Consider the following 16601-nt stretch of genomic DNA (forward strand, 5'->3'; position numbering starts at 1 on the left):
GACCACCGAGCCCGAGGGCAGGAGAGCAGCACAGATGACTGTCACCGAGGACCGTCCGAACACCCAGGAGACGACCGGCACCGGTCGCGTCGTCCGGGTCACCGGGCCGGTCGTCGACGTCGAGTTCCCCCGCGACGCGATGCCCGACCTCTTCAACGCCCTCCAGGTCGAGGTCACCCTGGCCGACCTGGGCAAGACGCTGACGCTGGAGGTCGCCCAGCACCTGGGCGACAACGTCGTCCGCACCATCTCGATGGCTCCCACCGACGGCCTGGTCCGCGGTGCCGCGGTCCGCGACACCGGCTCCGCCATCTCCGTGCCGGTCGGCGACGTCGTGACCGGGCACGTGTTCAACGCCCTCGGTGAGTGCCTGGACACCCCTGGTTACGGCGACGACGCCAAGCGCTGGACGATCCACCGGCACGCGCCGAAGTTCGACCAGCTCGAGGGTCGCACCGAGCTGCTCGAGACCGGCATCAAGGTCATCGACCTGCTCACCCCGTACGTCCGTGGCGGGAAGATCGGCCTGTTCGGCGGCGCCGGCGTGGGCAAGACCGTGCTGATCCAGGAGATGATCCGCCGCGTCGCCCAGGAGTTCGGTGGCGTGTCGGTGTTCGCCGGCGTCGGCGAGCGCACCCGTGAGGGCAACGACCTCATCACCGAGATGACCGAGTCCGGCGTCATCAACTCGACCGCGCTGGTCTTCGGCCAGATGGACGAGCCGCCGGGCACCCGACTGCGGGTGGCGCTGTCGGCCCTGACGATGGCGGAGTACTTCCGCGACGAGCAGGACCAGGACGTGCTGCTCTTCATCGACAACATCTTCCGGTTCACCCAGGCCGGCTCGGAGGTCTCCACCCTGCTCGGCCGCATGCCCTCGGCCGTGGGCTACCAGCCGACCCTCGCCGACGAGATGGGCGAGCTGCAGGAGCGGATCACCTCGACCCGCGGCCGCTCGATCACCTCGTTGCAGGCGATCTACGTGCCCGCCGACGACATCACGGACCCGGCGCCCCACACCACGTTCGCCCACCTCGACGCCACCACGGTGCTCAGCCGGCCGATCTCCGAGAAGGGGATCTACCCGGCCGTCGACCCGCTGGACTCCACCAGCCGCATCCTGGACGCCCAGTACATCGGGCAGGAGCACTACGACACCGCGCAGACGGTGAAGCAGATCCTCCAGCGCTACCAGGAGCTGCAGGACATCATCGCCATCCTCGGCATCGACGAGCTCGGCGAGGAGGACAAGGTCACCGTCAACCGGGCACGGCGGATCGAGCGGTTCCTCTCGCAGAACATGTTCGTGGCCGAGGCCTTCACCGGTCAGCCCGGTTCCTACGTCCCGCTGTCGGAGACGCTGCAGGCCTTCAAGGCGCTGGCCGGCGGCGAGTACGACCACGTGCCCGAGCAGGCGTTCTTCATGTGCGGGGGCCTCGAGGACCTCGAGCGCAACTACGACAAGCTCAAGAAGAGCTGACGAAGTAGAAGGACCCCCTGCCCCCGCCACCCGTAGGCTCGCGGCGGGACCCTGCAGGGGGCCTGACCACGGCCGGGTCGCCCTTGTGGGGTGACCCGGCCGTCGCCGTTCGCATGGTCTCCGGGACGCGGGGTGACGCCGCGAGGGTCGGTGGGCCACGATCGGATGAAATCAGAACGTGCCGCTCAAGGAACCGTGGCGACCTGACGACCATGTGCTGCAGTGCGTCCGAGAGGCGGACGTCGGCGCAGGAGCAGATGTGCACAGGTGGGACCTCGCAGGGGTGCTGCGGAGGACGGACACGGACGAGCCGGACGGCGCGGGGCTCCCGCAGCCGCTGCCGACGGACGCTCTCGAGTGGAGCTGGCCGCCCTACGCCCCCGTGGAGGGTGAGCCGTTCCCCGAGGACGACGACTGGGCCCCCGCGTCGGTCGTCTGGCACCCCTTGGTGCGCCTCGGCCGGTGGACCGTGGTGTACCGGCGCAGCGCTTCCTGACGTCACACCACCACCTCGCTGCCCGGCCGGTGGGCGAGTGGCCTGCCGCGCCCGGTTAGAGTGGACACCGACCCGTCGCCGTGTCCGTCCGGACCGGCGGCCCCGCACCGTCGGCCGCGCGCCGGCCCGGTGGAACCCCGAGGAGTGTCGTGGCGACTCTGCAGGTCGAGCTCGTGGCCGTGGAGCGGATGATCTGGTCCGGCGAGGCCCGCATCGTCATCGCCCGCACGACCGAGGGTGAGCTCGGCGTGCTGCCCGGGCACGCGCCGATGCTCGGTGAGCTCGCCCCCGGTGGCGTCGTCACGATCCGCACCGAGTCAGGCGACGACCTCACGGTGGCTGCGCACGGTGGCTTCCTCTCGGTGACCGAGAAGGGCGTCTCGATCCTCGCCGAGACCGCGGAGCTGTCGACCGAGATCGACGTCGAGCGGGCCCGCGAGGCGCTCCGCCGGGCGGAGGGGGCCGGTGACGACCCCGAGACCGTCGCCGCCGCGCGCCGCGCCCAGTCCCGCCTCCGGGCCGCCGGCCAGGACGCCTGACCAGCTCGCGACCCCCCCGCTCGCTCCGGCACCGACCCCGCCCGCGCCCCCCGGACCCGCAGCGATGACCACGGCCGTTCTCATCGTCGTGGGGCTGCTGCTGGTCGCGTTCGTCGCGGCCTTCCTGCTCCGCCGCCGCTTCCTGCTCTCCGGCCTCGGCGCCGTCACCATGTACCTGCGGCCGCCGGGTGCCGCGCGCTGGTCGGTCGGCGTGGCCTGGTACTCCGGCGAGACGCTGCTGTGGTACCGGGCGCTGTCGCTGTCGGTGCGCCCCAACCGGCGGATGTGCCGCTCCCAGTTCCAGATCGACGCACGCCGCCGGCCGACCGGCGCGGACCTGTCGCTGCCGCCGGACAGCGTCGTCCTCACCTGCCGTACCGGCGCCGGCCCCCACGAGCTGGCGATGGACCCCTCGACGGTGACCGGGTTCCTGTCCTGGGTCGAGTCCGCCCCACCCGTCGACCGCTGAGCGGCGCCCGGGACGGGGCCGCGTCAGTCGCGGGCCGCGCGCTGGGCGTGCACGCCGCTGTGGGCGCCGGGCTCCCACAGCACGTCGCCGTCGGGGTTCGCCGCCCGGGCGAGGATGAACAGCAGGTCGGAGAGCCGGTTGAGGTAGCGCGCGGTCTCCGGGTTGGTCCGCTCCCCGTCGGCCTCCAGCAGCGCCCAGACGCTGCGCTCGGCCCGGCGGGCGACGGTGCGCGCCTGGTGCAGCAACGCGGCCAGCGCGGTGCCCCCGGGCAGCACGAAGGACGTCAGCGTCGGCAGCGCCGCGTTGTGGGCGTCGCAGGCGGCCTCCAGGCGCTCGGTGTAGGCCGCGGTGACCCGCAGCGGCGGGTGCTCCGGCGCGGCCGTCACCGGGGTCGACAGGTCGGCCCCGACGTCGAACAGGTCGTTCTGCAGGCTGCTCAGCAGCTCGGCGACCTCGGTCGGCGGTCCGCCCAGGGCCAGCGCGATCCCCAGCACGCTGTTGGTCTCGTCGACGTCGGCGTACGCGACCAGGCGCGGGTCGGTCTTCGTCACCCGGGACATGTCGCCCAGGTGCGTCTGACCGGCGTCGCCGGTGCGGGTGTAGATGCGGGTCAGCCGGACGGTCATGGGCCGAGCCTAGAAGAAGGACCCTGCTGCCCCCCCACCACTCGCCAGCGCGCGGTGGGACCCTGCAGCAGGGCCACCGTAGGGTGACCCGGTGGAGTGCTTCGAGGTGACCGGCGGATCAGCCCTGCGCGGTCGCGTCCGCGTCACCGGCGCCAAGAACAGCGCCCTCAAGCTGATGGCCGCCGCGCTGCTGGCCACGGGGCGGACGACGCTCGAGGAGGTGCCCGACATCCTCGACGTCCACATCATGAGCGAGGTGCTGCGCCGGCTCGGCTGCGGCGTCACCTTCGAGCGCTACCCGCTCGAACCCGGCGACAGCAGCCCGAGCGGTGGCGGCCGGGTGCTCATCGACGTCCCCGAGGAGCCCTCCAGCGAGACCGACTACGACCTGGTCCGCCGGATGCGCGCCTCGATCAGCGTGCTCGGCCCGCTGGTCGCCCGGCTCGGCACGGCCAAGGTCGCGCTGCCCGGTGGCGACGCGATCGGCTCGCGCGGGCTGGACATGCACGTGGCCGGCCTGGAGCGGCTCGGTGCCACCGTGGTCAACGAGCACGGCTTCCTCATCGCCACCGCGCCGAAGCTCGTGGGCACCTCCATCTGGCTTGACTTCCCCTCGGTCGGCGCCACCGAGAACCTGGTGATGGCCGCCGTCCTGGCCGAGGGCACGACGATCGTCGACAACGCCGCCCGCGAGCCGGAGATCGTCGACCTGTGCCGGATGCTCACCGCGATGGGCGCCCGGATCCAGGGCGCCGGCACGTCCACGATCACCGTCGAGGGGGTCGACGGGCTGGAGCCGGTCGCCTACACGACCGTCCCCGACCGGATCGTGGCCGGCACCTGGGCGATCGGCGCGGTCATGACCCGCGGTGACCTGGTCGTCGAGGGCGCGGTCGCCGAGCACCTGACCGTTCCGCTGGAGAAGCTGGTGAACGCCGGTGCCACGGTGGAGCCGCGGGCCGACGGCGTGCGGGTCGCGATGGAGGACCGGCCCCGGGCCGTCGACGTCGTCACCCTGCCCTTCCCGGGCTTCCCGACCGACCTGCAGCCGATGGCGGTCGCGCTGGCGGCCGTGTCCAGTGGCACCGCGCTGATCACCGAGAACGTCTTCGAGGGCCGGTTCATGTTCGTCAACGAGCTGGTCCGGCTGGGCGCCGACGTCCGGATCGACGGGCACCACGCGGTGGTCCGCGGCCGCGAGCGGCTCTCCAGCGCCCCGGTGCTGGCCACCGACATCCGGGCCGGCGCGGGGCTGGTGCTCGCCGGCCTGCTCACCGACGGGGTCACCGAGGTGCAGGACGTCCGGCACGTCGACCGCGGCTACCCGGCCTTCCTGGAGCAGCTGCGCGGCGTGGGCGTGCAGATCACCCGGACCCAGCTGGCTGACTGAGACCCTGCCTCAGGGCCCGCCGAAGGAGAGGGCGAGCACCCGGGCACGGTCGAGGTCCTCCGGGAAGACCAGCACGTCGGTGCGGTGCGCGGCGGGCTCGCGGATCGTCGAGCGGATCCCCGCGTCCGAGAGCACCGCCCGCAGCGCGAGCGCCGACTCCCGGCGGCTGAGGGACGCCACCGGGGTGAGCAGCTCCTCGTCGTGCCCGCGGGACGGCGGCGTCCGCGAGGAGAAGGCCCAGCGCAGGAAGAGCGAGCACAGGCCGATCATCAGCAGCGCGATGACCGGCCCGACGAGGAAGTGCAGGCTCCCGGCGTTGATCGGCACGGCGACCTCCTCAAGCGGGCCCGGTGCGTGCAGTCCCGTGCCCCGAGTGTGCCACCGTTCACCGGGCCCGACCGCGTCCTCCTCCTGGCTCAGAGCCGGACGACGACGCCCTCGGTCGCGCTGCGGCGGGCGGCGTCCAGGACGGTGGCGGTGACGACGGCGTCCCGGGCGGTCACCGGCAGCGGTCCCTCGCCGCGGACGGCCCGGGCGAACCCCGGGTAGAAGGTGTCCCACCGGCCGCGCAGCGTGGGCACGACCTCGCCGTCGTCCCCGCGCCGCAGCCGGCCCCAGCGCTCCTCGGGCTCCGCGCCCCAGGCGTCGCCCAGCGTCGCGGGGGTCTCGCCGGCGAGCAGCATCGACTCCTGGACGTCCATCGGGCCGTCGACCACGTAGCTGCCCGCGGTCCCGGTGACCCGGAAGCGCAGCCCCGGGGCGCCCTCGCTCCAGCTGCCGGCCAGGTGCGAGCGGGCGCCGCTCGCGTGGGTGAGCGACACGAACACGTCGTCGTCCAGCCCGCTCTCGCGCACCCGCCACTCGGCGTAGACCGAGGTGACCGGGCCGAGCAGCACCAGCGCCTGGTCGACCAGGTGGCTGCCGAAGTCCAGCAGCGTGCCACCGCCGGCGGGCGCCGGGCCCGGATCGGGGGTGAACCGCTCGAACCGCGACTCGAAGCGGGTCACGGTGCCCAGCCGCCCCTCCTCGACCAGCGCCCGGACGGTGCGGAAGTCCGAGTCCACCCGCCGGTTCTGGTACGGCGCGAGCAGCAGGCCCAGCCGCTCGGCGCGTTCGACGCTGGCCCAGGCGGCGGCCGCGTCGAGGGCGAAGGGCTTGTCGCACACGACCGCGAGTCCCAGGTCCAGCGCCCGGTCGGTGAGCTCCGTGTGCGTTCCCGCCGGCGTGGAGATCGACACCGCCTCCGCGCCGGCCGCGGCGAGGGCCTCCAGCGAGTCGAAGGTCGCCGTGCCCGGGCGCTCCCGGCCGATGAGCTCACGGCGCTCCGCGGACGTCGTCACGACGCCCAGCAGCGCGCACTCCGGCGCGGCGGCCAGCAGCGGTGCGTGGAAGTACCGGCCGCCGAACCCGTACCCCACCAGTCCGAATCGAACGGGCTCCATCGATGCGCTCCTCGTGCGTCGTCGGGCGTGCAGGGAGATCTTGCCGTCAGTGCTCCCGGGGGCCGAACCGGACGTCGACGCCGGGGGAGAACAGCACGCTGTCCGGAGCGCCAGCGACGGAGGGGAGGCCGGCCGCCGCGACCAGGTCGTCGTCGAGGGCCAGCAGGTCGGCCGCGTACAGCGGCCAGGCGGGGTGCTCGTTGGGCCAGTAGGCGAGGCGCCTGCCGGTGGTCTGGTGCAGGCCCCAGCGGCTGGTGAGGAAACGGGCCAGTGGACCGGGCTCGGGCAGCGGGTCGCCGACCCGGACGACGACGGTCCCTCCCGCGCCGCGGGGGCCGGGCCACCGCCGGTCGGACCGGTAGGTGAGCTGGTCACCCTCCCGCTCGACCCGCATCCGGGACCACAGGTAGGGCAGGTGCGCGACCCACCGGGCCGCGAGCACCGGCAGCAGCCGGTCGGCCTCCAGCGACCGGAAGACGACGCCGCGCCGGCCCTGCTCGTCGACCGAGTACAGCCGCACGTTGGTCTCGGCGAACGAACCGACCCAGGGCATGCCCGGTGCCCCCAGCAGGCCGATCCGGCGCATCCGGAAGGGGATGAGCCCGACGTAGGTCGCGCCGCCGAGCTCGTCGGGCCGGGCGCCGGCGGGCAGCAGCGGGGCCACCACTGCCGGGTCGACCGCCCAGTGCAGGAAGGTGACGTCCCGCCAGCCCTGGGTGAACACGGTGCGCCGCACCGGTCGCGGGGACGTCCGGCTGACGGGTTCGGGGACGGTCACCCCTCCAGCCTGGACCCGTTGCCCGCCGGGAGTCGCCGTGGTGGGCTCTGGGGATGGCGGAGGACGGCGCACCGCGGGTCGAGCGCGACGGCGACACGATCTGCATCACGATGACCAGGGGCGCGCGGCGCAACGCGCTCGCCCGCGACCACCTCCAGCAGCTGCTCGCCGCGTTCACCGAGGCCGGCGGCACCGGTGCGACGGGGATCGTGCTGGCGGGGGAGGGGCCGGTGTTCAGCGCCGGGCACGACTTCCGCGACGTCCGGGACCGCCCGGTGACCGAGGTGCGCAGCCTGCTGGCGCTGTGCACCGAGCTGATGGAGACGATCCAGTCGGTGCCGCAGGTGGTGCTCGCCCGGGTGCACGCGCTGGCCACCGCGGCCGGGTGCCAGCTGGTCGCCTCCTGCGACCTCGCGGTCGCCGCCGAGTCGGCGGGCTTCGCCGCGCCCGGCGGCAAGGGCGGCTGGTTCTGCCACACGCCGATGGTGGCCATCGCCCGCAACGTGGGCCGCAAGCGGGCGATGGAGCTGGCGCTGACCGGTGACGTCATCGACGCCCGGACGGCGCTGGACTGGGGGCTGGTCAACCGGGTCGTCCCCGACGACGAGCTCGACGCCGCCGTCCGCGACCTGCTGGGCCGGGCCACCCGCGGATCCCGGGCCAGCAAGGCCTGGGGGAAGCAGACGATGTACGCTCAGCTCGACCGTCCGGAGCGGGACGCCTACGGGATCGCGGTCGAGGTGATGGCCGCGGCCAGCCAGCTGCCCGGTGCCCGGGAGGGGATGGCGTCGTTCCTGGAGAAGCGCCCGCCGGTCTGGACGGACTGACGGGGGTCAGCCGTCGCGGAGGTCGGCGCAGCCGGTCTCGTGGGGCAGCAGCGGGCGGAACGTCAGCGACCAGCGGGCGCCGTCCGGCGCGACCCACGGCGTGAGCGCGTTGGCCGCGCGCGCCGCCGTCCGCACGGCCGAGGCCTCCTCGCCGGTGGCCACCACGCAGCTCAGCCCGAGCGCCGGCTCGAACGGCTCACCGGGCAGCGCCGGCCCGGGCCAGGGCACGTCCGGCTGCGGCAGCTCCTCGGGGGGCGTGTACGGCGTGACCAGCGCGGCCAGCGTCGTGAACTCGTAGGGCTGGGTCGTCTCGTAGGACAGCCCGGTGAGCTCGTCGGCGAAGGCCCGCAGCTCGGCGCGGGCGGCGATCTGCTCCTCGGTCAGGCCCGACTGCAGGTCCTCGGGCACGGACAGCGCATAGACCTCCCGCTGGATCGTCTCCAGGCCGGTGGAGACGGTGAAGCGGGTGGAGGGCAGGTCCGACACCGGCGGCATGCCGAGGTCGGCGGTGTCGCCGACGCCGGCCTCGAGGGCCCGGTCGACGAGGTCCTGCACGGCGGACCGGTCGATCTCCCGGACCTGCAGGTTGGGCAGGGCCGGGGCGGGGTGGATGGCGATCACCGGGCCCTCGCTGACCACCCGTCCGTCGCCGTACACGCTGACCAGCGGCAGCCGCCCGGCCAGCATCTCCGGGGTCACGAAGCCGCCGGTCCAGGACAGCTGCAGCACCAGGTCGTCGGGCCCGTACGGGTAGGCGGGGGGCGACCCGCCCCCCTCGCCGTCCGTCCCCGGCCGGGCGCAGCCCGCCAGCACGAGCAGCAGCGCCATGGCGGCCGCCGTCCGTGCCCCCCGGGTCGTCACGGACCTAGGACGATCGGCTGGCGGCGCCGGTTCCAGGGCGTCCGGGTACCGTCGGGCCCCGTGCGCCTGGTGATCGCCCGCTGTTCCGTCGACTACATCGGGCGGCTCACCGCCCACCTGCCACCGGCCACCCGGCTGCTGCTGGTGAAGGCCGACGGCTCGGTGTCGGTCCACGCCGACGACCGGGCCTACAAACCGCTGAACTGGATGACCCCGCCGTGCAGCCTCAAGGACGGGCTCGTCGACGGCGCCGGCACCTGGACGGTCACCAACAAGGCCGGCGAGCAGCTGGTGATCACGATCGAGTCGGTGGAGCACGACTCACGGCACGAGCTGGGCGTAGACCCGGGCCTGCAGAAGGACGGCGTCGAGGCCGAGCTCCAGCGGCTGCTCGCGCTGCACGTGGAGACCTTCGGCGCCGGGTGGTCGCTGGTCCGCCGGGAGTACCCCACCGCGATCGGACCGGTCGACCTGCTCTGCCGGGACGCCGACGGCAGCACGGTGGCGGTCGAGGTGAAGCGCCGGGGCGAGATCGACGGCGTCGAGCAGCTCACCCGGTACCTGGAGCTGCTCAACCGCGACCCGCTGCTGGCCCCGGTCAAGGGCGTGTTCGCCGCCCAGGAGATCAAGCCGCAGGCCCGGGTGCTCGCCGGCGACCGGGGCATCGACTGCCTGGTCGTCGACTACGCCGTCCTCAAGGGCACCGACGACCCGTCCGCCCGGCTGTTCTGAGCACGGACCGATGACGGAGGAGGACGGCATGGCCAGAGAGCTGACCGAGATCGGCGTCGTGGGGCTGGGCACCATGGGCGCGGGCATCGTCGAGGTGCTGTCCCGGGCGGGCCTGTCGGTGACCGCCGTCGAGATCACCGACGAGGCGCTGCAGCGCGGCCGGGGGCACGTCGAGACCTCGACGGGCAGGGCCGTCGCCCGCGGCAGGCTCGACCCGGCCGAGCGCGACGCGGTCCTCGACCGGATCCGCTTCACCACGCGGATGGCCGACCTGGCGACCGCCGCGCTCGTCGTCGAGGCGGTGCCCGAGCGGCGGGAGCTCAAGGCGGCGGTCCTCACCGCGCTGGACGAGACCTGTCCGCCGGACACGATCCTGGCCACCAACACCTCGAGCCTGTCGGTGACCGAGCTGGCGGTGGGCACCGGCCGGCCGGGCCGGGTCATCGGGATGCACTTCTTCAACCCGGCGCCGGTGATGAAGCTGGTCGAGGTCGTGCGGACCGTCGTCACCGAGCCGTCCGTGGTGGCCGACGTCGCGGCGCTCGCCGACCGGCTCGGCAAGGTCGGCGTCACCATCGGCGACAAGGCCGGCTTCATCGCCAACGCGCTGCTGTTCGGCTACCTCAACCACGCCGTCTCGATGGTCGAGACCCGGTACGCCGGCCGGGAGGACGTCGACGCCGCCATGCGGCTGGGCTGCGGCCTGCCGATGGGCCCGCTCGCCCTGCTGGACCTGATCGGGATCGACACCGCCCACGAGGTCCTCGAGACGATGTACCGGGAGTCGCGCGACCGGCTGCACGCCCCGAGCCCGCTCATCCGGCAGATGGTCACCGCCGGGATGCTGGGCCGGAAGTCCGGCCGCGGCTTCTACACCTACGCCGGCCCGCACTCCGGCGAGGTCGTGCCCGACGACCGGACCCCGGCCGGGGGTGCTGCCGTCAGCGGGAGCCGGCCGGTGCGCCGCGTCGGCGTGGTGGGTGCCGGCCCCACGGCCGCCGGCCTCGCCGGATCGGCCGGCGAGGCCGGGTACGAGGTCACGGTGGTGACGGACGGCGGAGGAGCCGCCGCGCTGGAGGAGCTCGCCGCCTGCGATCTCGTCGTCGCGGCCGGTCCCGGGCCGCTGGACACCGAGCAGGCGCTGGTCACCGCACTGGGTGGGGTCCTCGCGCCGGGGGCGGTGCTCGCCACGACGTCCCGCGGGCCGGTCATCGAGCTCGCCACGGCCAGCGGGCGGGCGGCCGACGTCGTCGGGCTGCACGTGCCCCATCCCGCCGCACCGCTGGTCGAGGTCGTCTCCACCGTCGCCACCGCCCCGGAGGTCGCGGCCACCGCGCACGCGTTCTGCGCGGCGCTGGGCAGGCACCCGGTGTCCTGCACCGACCGGGCCGGCTTCATCGTCGACGCGCTGCTGTTCCCCTACCTCAACGACGCGGTGCGGATGCTGCAGGCCCGGTACGCGACCGCCGACGACATCGACGCGGCGATGACGCTCGGGTGCGGCTACCCCCGGGGGCCGTTCCAGGTGCTGGACGACGTCGGGCTGGACGTGGCCCTGGCCGTCCAGCGTGACCTCTACGCCGAGTCCCGGGAGCCGGGCCTCGCGCCCGCGCCGCTGCTCGAGCACCTGGTCACCGCGGGCCACGTGGGCCGCACGGCCGGCCGCGGTTTCCGCGACCACCCCGCCCGGTAGTCGTGCCTCGACGAGGCGGCTCCCGCGGCGACCGGCCCGGGGCGATCCCGGCCGGCCGGCGCGGGCGCACGGCCGGACGTCGCCCGTTCCCGGCGGCACAGCCGGTCGAGGAGTCCGCGGACGGCGACTGGGTGGTGCGCCCGGTGACCGGCGCGGCCCACGACAAGACCTACCGCTGCCCGGGCTGTGACCAGGAGATCCGGCCGGGCACCCCGCACCTGGTCACCTGGCCGGCCTACGCCCGCGACTCCGACCTCGACCCGTGGGACACCGAGTCGGCGGCCGGTCAGCGCCGCCACTGGCACCGGGCCTGCTGGCAGGCCAGGGGCCGCCGGCGTTAGTCGAAGGACCCCGCTGCCCCCCACCGCTCGCGGGCTCGCGGCGGGACCCTGCAGCGGAGCCGTTCATCAGCTCACGTGGCGGGCGAAGACCACGACGTTGTCCTCGTAGCTGCGCCGGCTGCGGTCGAACTCGCCGCCGCAGGTGATCAGCCGCAGCTCCGGACCGGTCGTGGGGCCGTAGACCTCCGCGGTGCCGAACGCGCGCTTCGGATAGCTGGTCACCCCGGTGACGGCGAACTGCACCGTCGTCCCGTCGGCGCGCGCGACCGTCACCAGGTCGCCCGGGGCCAGCTCCTCCAGCCGGAAGAACACCGCCCGGCCGCTGCGGTCGTCGACGTGGCCGGCGATCACCGCCGGGCCGGTGGCGCCCGGCGCGGGCCCGGCCGTGAACCAGCCGGCCAGCGAGGGGTCGGCCGGGGGGACCAGGGCGCCGGCGTCGTCCACCCCGATCCCCGGCAGCGCGGTGTCCACGCCGATGGCCGGGACGGTGAGCCGCACCGGCGCCGCGACCGGGGCCACCGCCCTGGACGCCGCCGCGACGACCGTCGGCGCCGGGGGAGCCGGGGTCGAACCGGCCGGCGCGCCGCCGCCCGGGGACAGCCAGGCGACCGCGCCGCCCGTCGCGGCGAGCAGGGCGAGCGCCCAGCGGACCCGTGGGCGGGCCCGGCGCGCCGGTCGGCGGTGCCGGCCCCGGCCCACCGGCGGGGAGCCGGTCAGCGCGCCGCGTACCGCGTGCCGGCCCGGTGACCGAACCGGGCGCGGAGCGGCACGGCCAGGGCGGCCAGGGCGACGACGGGCAGCGCCAGCCAGCCGGTGGGCGGGCCGCTCGCGGCGGTGCCACCTGCGCCGGCCTCGACACCGCCGACCGGGACCATGCCCGGGCTGGCGGCGTCCAGCGAGGTGGTGACCTCGACCCCGCCGCCCTCGCGGTCGAGCACCAGGACGGTGTAGACCGACCCGGCGGCGAGGTCGACCGGCAGGCCGGTGTGGGCGCCGGGTGCCGGGGTGACCGTGAGCGTGCCCGGCCCGCCCGGCACGTCGACGTACTCGGTGTGGCCGGCGGGTGCCAGGCCGGTCGCCAGCGCGGGCCCGCCGTCGAGGCCGAGGTCCAGCGGCGAGCCGGCGGCCGTCGCGTTGACCACCCGGACCCGCGACCGGCCGGCCGGCGGCAGGGTCAGGTCGTCGGGGAGCACCGCGAACTGCAGCTCCGCGAAGGAACCCACACCGGCGATGGTGGTGGCGGCGCCTGCCGCGACGGTGACCGTGGTGGCCAGCGCCGGCGGGGTCGCCGGATCGGCGCCGGGCGCCCGGACGCTCACCGTGTAGGTGCCCGGCGGGAGTACCTGGTAGGGCGAGACGTCGCCGTAGCCGACAGCGGGCAGGACGACCCCCACCCCCGGGTCGGACACCGAGTCGATCGCGGCGTCGACGGCCGGGGTGTCGGGGGAGAGGTGCATCATCCGCAGCAGCCCGGTCTCCGCGGCGTCCTCCGCGGCGGCCGCGGGTGAGGGCGCCAGCACGCACAGCGCTGCGGACACCAGGGCGAGCAACGACGCTCGGAACAGCCGCGACATGTGCTTCCCCTCTGCGGCGGGGTGCCCTCCCGTGGACCGGTCGGTGACCGTGTGCACCCGCCGGGGTCATCCTCCCCCGGCCGGGGAGACGAGGCCATCGGGGTCCGCGACCAGGCGGTAGGTGACCAGGACGCCGCCGTCGACGCGCGCCACCCGGTCCGGCGCGAACGGCTCGCGCTGCGCGTCCAGCCAGGCCTGCAGCTGGGCCGTCGCCGCGCCGTCCGCGGGCACCGGGCTGCCGCCGACGGAGGAGATGACCGCCTGCCGGACCGGCATGCCGGGGACCTCGCCGGGGACCGGGGGCAGGTCGGCCAGGCCGAGGCCGAAGCGGGAGGAGATGCCGGCGAGCAGGGTGAGCAGCCGCGGGTCGACCTCCCCGGCGTCCAGCACGGCGGCGACCTCCCCGGGCACCGGCGCGACGCCGGCCAGCAGGGCGGCGGCCAGGTCCTGTCGCGCCTGCTGCTGGACGGGGCCCACCCGGTCCGGGAGCGGGTCGGTCACGCTCAGCCCCGGGTCGCCGTCCCCGGGGAACCGGGCGACGACGTGGCCGTCCCCGGCGCCCCGGACCACGCGCAGCACGGTCCCCGCCCCCTCGCCGGGCACCGACCGGGCCGCGGTGGTCAGCCGGGTGGGATCGCCGCCGGCGTGCAGCAGCTCGGCGGCCAGCTCCCGGTCCGTGTGCAGCGTCGTCCCGGCGGGCAGCTGGTCCCGCGCCCAGCCGACCAGCCCGGCGTCGGCACGCGCGCCCAGATCGCCGTCGGGCGCGGTCACCAGCCCGGCAACGGCGGGCACCACCAGCAGGAGCAGGACGGCCGTCCCGACGGCGGGCAGGACCCGCCCGCGGGGGGCGGCCCGCTCCGCCAGCCGCTCGGCGGCCGCGGCCGTCAGCGCGGCGAGCAGCAGCGCCGCGACCGGCAGCCCGAGCACGGCGCCGGCCAGCCGGCCGGTCGGCGGCGCGACGGAGAGCAGGGTCAGCACGGCGAGCGCCGCGGCGACCGGCCGGAATCCCGGCAGCAGCCAGCCGGCCAGGGCGGCGACCACGAGGAACGCGACGGACAGGAGCACTGGCGCCGCCCCCGACCAGTCCGGCTCGGCCGGCTCCGACGCCCAGGTCGGCAGGAGGAGACGGACCCCGGCGAGCAGCGGGACGGCGACGAGCAGCACCGTCCGCTGCCACCGGGGCCGGCGGCCGTGGTCGTCGCCGGCCAGGGCGGCCGCGGCGGCCGCGCCGATCAGCAGCAGGCTGTCCGGCGCCAGCAGCACGGCCAGGACGGCGGCGAGCACCGCGCCCGCGGTGGCCGCCCGCGGCAGGCGCCCGCGGGCGAGGAGCAGGGCGGCGGCCAGCAGCCACGGAACGGCGAGCGCCGCCGGGGTGCCGCGCGTGGAGAGCCCGGTCGCCACCGCGATCGCGCCGAACACGAGCACGCCGCCGGCGGTGGCCCCGTCGGGCACGCCGAGCCGGCGGGCGGTGCGCCACAGCAGCACGGCGCTGACCACCAGGACGACCCACAGCAGCTCACGCTGGGCACCGGCGAGCGTCTCGTGCCGCGCGAACGCCCGGGTCAGCGAGGCGGCGACCGCGGCGTGCACGGCGCCGAGCCCCTCCGGGGACAGGGCGCCGGGCGCGGGGTCGCCGCCCAGCAGGGCGTACGCGGGGGTGGTGAGCGCGCCGTCGCCGGGCCGGCGGGGACCGCCGAGTCCCCGGGCGCCGGCCAGCGCGACGAGCGCCAGCGCCACGAGGGGCGCGAGCAGTGTCCGGACCGGGACCCGGGCGGCGGCCCGGTGCCGCGGCGCGCGGGAGGGCCTCCCGGCCGCGGGCCCGGGGGAGGTCACCGGGGTCGGGTCCGACACGGACGGTGCTCCTCCCGGCGGTCGAGCCGGCGACGGCCACCGGACGGGGACGGTCCGACCCTGACACGCGCGTGCAGGTGCGGCCACCGCGACGGCGACGGCCCGTCGGCACGGGCTGTGCCGACGGGCCGTCGGGGAGTGGCGGGTCGAAGGGTCGGGCTCAGCCCTGCTCGGGGGCGGTCGGTCCGCCGGGCTGCCCGGCCGGGATCGCCGAGGAGGCGGGCTGCTGGACCGCGGTGGCGGGGTCGCGGGACGGGACCGGCGGCGTCTGCCGGCTGGTCGGCTGCACGCTGATCGCCCGGTTCTCGGTGGAGGTGGCCGGCCCCTCGACCGGCGCCGGGCGACCGGCAGCCGGCTGCGGCGCCTGCCCGTTCGCCTGCTGCGGAACGGCGGCCTGCGGAGCCGTCGCCGGTCGGGCCTGCGGGGCGGCCGGCTGGGTCGCCGCAGCCCCCACCGCGGTCGCCCCCGCCGGGGCGGGCTGGGCCGGGGTGGGCTGGGCCGGGGTGGGCTGGGTCGTCGGGCGGACGGCCTGCGGCTGGGCGGCCGACTGCGCGGGCACCGCCTGGGTCTGCGTGGCGGGGTGCTCGGCGGGCTGGGCCGGGCCCTGCGCCCGAGCCGGGGCCGGCGTCGGCGCCGCGCCGTCCGGGCTGGCGTCGGACAGGTCCGGCAGCCGCCCGAGGAGGCTGCGGACGTCGCCCAGCCGGCGGGCGACGTCGTCGCGGACCGCGCGGACGGCGGCCGCCGCCGCCTCGGCCTCGGCGACCATCCGGCGGGCGTGCTCGTCGGCCGCGGCGACGCGCTGCTGGGCCGCGGCGATCGAGGCGCGCTCGCGCTCCTCCTCCACCCGGGCGGTCTCCGTGCGCCGGACCCGCTGGGTGATCTCGAAGTCCTCCTCCGCCTTGGTCCGCCGGGCCTCGGAGTCCGCGTCGAGCCGGGCGACCCGCTCCTGCGCCTTGCTCACCAGCTCGTCGGCCCGTGACTGCGCCTTGGCCGCGACCTGCTCCGCGTGCTGACGGGCCTCGCCCACCAGCCGCTCGGCCTCGGCCCGGCTCGCGGCGGCCCGCTCGCCGAGCGCCCGCTCCTCACCGGCGAGCCGTTCCCGCAGCGCCTCGGCCTCGGCGGCCACGGCCGCCTGCAGCTGAGCGGCCTGCTCCTCGGCGGCCCGGCGGATCTCCGCGGCCTCCTCCTCGGCGAGGCGCAGCATGTTGGAGATCCGCTCGCCCATGTTCTCGAAGGTCGGCGCGCTGGCGCTGGCCGCCCGGCGGCGCAGCTGCTCCACCTCTCCGTGCAGGGCCTGCAGCTGCCGGGCGAGGTCGGCGGACCGGGCGACGGCGGCGTCCCGGTCGGCCAGGGCGACCCGCAGGTCGGCGTCCAGCCCGGCCAGCGTCTCGTGCACCTGCTCCCGGTCGTACCCCTTCCGCACCACGTCGAAGGAGCCGCCGTCGCGGAACAGGTCGTCACGGGGGTCGCTCATGTACCTCATCCTCCCAGAGAGCACGGAG

The 16601-nt window shown here is 75.9% G+C and carries 18 protein-coding genes; 9 read left to right on the forward strand and 9 right to left on the reverse strand.

Annotated features, from left to right (window positions below):
- Positions 1-34: 34 nt before the first annotated feature.
- The 4 genes from atpD to HK417_RS07840 all read left to right on the forward strand — a co-directional run bounded on the left by atpD (position 35) and on the right by HK417_RS07840 (position 2984).
- On the forward strand, positions 35-1480 hold the full coding sequence (gene atpD, locus HK417_RS07825; protein ID WP_222265094.1) for a F0F1 ATP synthase subunit beta: 1446 nt from the start codon (positions 35-37) through the stop codon (positions 1478-1480).
- A gap of 259 nt (positions 1481-1739) precedes the next feature.
- Entirely contained in the window at positions 1740-1976 is a 237-nt protein-coding gene (locus HK417_RS07830; protein WP_222265096.1) for a hypothetical protein, read from the forward strand.
- Positions 1977-2125: 149 nt separating this feature from the next.
- Positions 2126-2515, forward strand: coding sequence for a F0F1 ATP synthase subunit epsilon (locus tag HK417_RS07835; RefSeq protein WP_222265098.1), 390 nt, complete (start codon positions 2126-2128; stop codon positions 2513-2515).
- 64 nt (positions 2516-2579) lie between these two features.
- A complete protein-coding gene (locus HK417_RS07840; protein ID WP_222265100.1) occupies positions 2580-2984 on the forward strand; it encodes a DUF2550 domain-containing protein in 405 nt (134 codons plus the stop codon).
- 23 nt (positions 2985-3007) lie between these two features.
- On the opposite strand, the gene HK417_RS07845 is transcribed toward HK417_RS07840, so the two are convergent.
- Positions 3008-3610 (reverse strand): cob(I)yrinic acid a,c-diamide adenosyltransferase, encoded by a 603-nt coding sequence (locus HK417_RS07845; RefSeq protein WP_222265102.1) that lies wholly within the window; start codon positions 3608-3610, stop codon positions 3008-3010.
- A 91-nt stretch (positions 3611-3701) separates the two neighbouring features.
- Between HK417_RS07845 and murA the strand changes: the two genes are divergently transcribed.
- Positions 3702-5000 carry a UDP-N-acetylglucosamine 1-carboxyvinyltransferase gene (murA, locus tag HK417_RS07850; protein ID WP_222265104.1) on the forward strand — a complete coding sequence of 433 codons (1299 nt, stop codon included), beginning with the start codon at positions 3702-3704 and terminating at the stop codon, positions 4998-5000.
- A 9-nt stretch (positions 5001-5009) separates the two neighbouring features.
- On the opposite strand, the gene HK417_RS07855 is transcribed toward murA, so the two are convergent.
- The 3 genes from HK417_RS07855 to HK417_RS07865 form a co-directional block, all read right to left on the reverse strand.
- Complete coding sequence (locus HK417_RS07855; protein ID WP_222265106.1) at positions 5010-5327, reverse strand: hypothetical protein; 318 nt, start codon at positions 5325-5327, stop codon at positions 5010-5012.
- Between the two features lie 89 nt (positions 5328-5416).
- Positions 5417-6442 (reverse strand): Gfo/Idh/MocA family protein, encoded by a 1026-nt coding sequence (locus tag HK417_RS07860; protein ID WP_222265108.1) that lies wholly within the window; start codon positions 6440-6442, stop codon positions 5417-5419.
- Between the two features lie 46 nt (positions 6443-6488).
- On the reverse strand, positions 6489-7220 hold the full coding sequence (locus tag HK417_RS07865) for a YqjF family protein (RefSeq protein WP_222265110.1): 732 nt from the start codon (positions 7218-7220) through the stop codon (positions 6489-6491).
- Between the two features lie 53 nt (positions 7221-7273).
- Here HK417_RS07865 and HK417_RS07870 point away from each other — a divergent pair, with 53 nt between their 5' ends.
- Positions 7274-8047, forward strand: coding sequence for an enoyl-CoA hydratase-related protein (locus HK417_RS07870; RefSeq protein ID WP_222265112.1), 774 nt, complete (start codon positions 7274-7276; stop codon positions 8045-8047).
- A 6-nt stretch (positions 8048-8053) separates the two neighbouring features.
- Here the strand turns inward: HK417_RS07870 and HK417_RS07875 are convergent, their stop codons facing one another.
- Complete coding sequence (locus HK417_RS07875) at positions 8054-8908, reverse strand: hypothetical protein (RefSeq protein ID WP_222265114.1); 855 nt, start codon at positions 8906-8908, stop codon at positions 8054-8056.
- A gap of 60 nt (positions 8909-8968) precedes the next feature.
- Between HK417_RS07875 and nucS the strand changes: the two genes are divergently transcribed.
- Genes nucS through HK417_RS07890 form a run of 3 tightly spaced genes read left to right on the forward strand, consistent with a single transcriptional unit; the run spans position 8969 to position 11674 of the window.
- Positions 8969-9640, forward strand: coding sequence for an endonuclease NucS (nucS, locus tag HK417_RS07880; RefSeq protein WP_222265116.1), 672 nt, complete (start codon positions 8969-8971; stop codon positions 9638-9640).
- Between the two features lie 28 nt (positions 9641-9668).
- On the forward strand, positions 9669-11333 hold the full coding sequence (locus tag HK417_RS07885; protein WP_222265118.1) for a 3-hydroxyacyl-CoA dehydrogenase family protein: 1665 nt from the start codon (positions 9669-9671) through the stop codon (positions 11331-11333).
- A 2-nt stretch (positions 11334-11335) separates the two neighbouring features.
- The gene (locus tag HK417_RS07890) at positions 11336-11674 is read left to right on the forward strand and encodes a hypothetical protein (RefSeq protein ID WP_222265120.1); all 339 of its coding nucleotides are present in this window, start codon (positions 11336-11338) and stop codon (positions 11672-11674) included.
- A gap of 66 nt (positions 11675-11740) precedes the next feature.
- On the opposite strand, the gene HK417_RS07895 is transcribed toward HK417_RS07890, so the two are convergent.
- The 4 genes from HK417_RS07895 to HK417_RS07910 form a co-directional block, all read right to left on the reverse strand.
- Positions 11741-12373 carry a class F sortase gene (locus HK417_RS07895; RefSeq protein ID WP_222265122.1) on the reverse strand — a complete coding sequence of 211 codons (633 nt, stop codon included), beginning with the start codon at positions 12371-12373 and terminating at the stop codon, positions 11741-11743.
- A gap of 14 nt (positions 12374-12387) precedes the next feature.
- Positions 12388-13248 carry a DUF4397 domain-containing protein gene (locus HK417_RS07900; protein WP_222265123.1) on the reverse strand — a complete coding sequence of 287 codons (861 nt, stop codon included), beginning with the start codon at positions 13246-13248 and terminating at the stop codon, positions 12388-12390.
- 66 nt (positions 13249-13314) lie between these two features.
- A complete protein-coding gene (locus HK417_RS07905; RefSeq protein ID WP_222265125.1) occupies positions 13315-15099 on the reverse strand; it encodes a hypothetical protein in 1785 nt (594 codons plus the stop codon).
- A 160-nt stretch (positions 15100-15259) separates the two neighbouring features.
- Positions 15260-16573 (reverse strand): hypothetical protein, encoded by a 1314-nt coding sequence (locus HK417_RS07910; protein WP_222265127.1) that lies wholly within the window; start codon positions 16571-16573, stop codon positions 15260-15262.
- Positions 16574-16601 lie beyond the last annotated feature (28 nt).

Source organism: Modestobacter marinus (assembly GCF_019799945.1).
GTDB lineage: Bacteria > Actinomycetota > Actinomycetes > Mycobacteriales > Geodermatophilaceae > Modestobacter > Modestobacter marinus_B.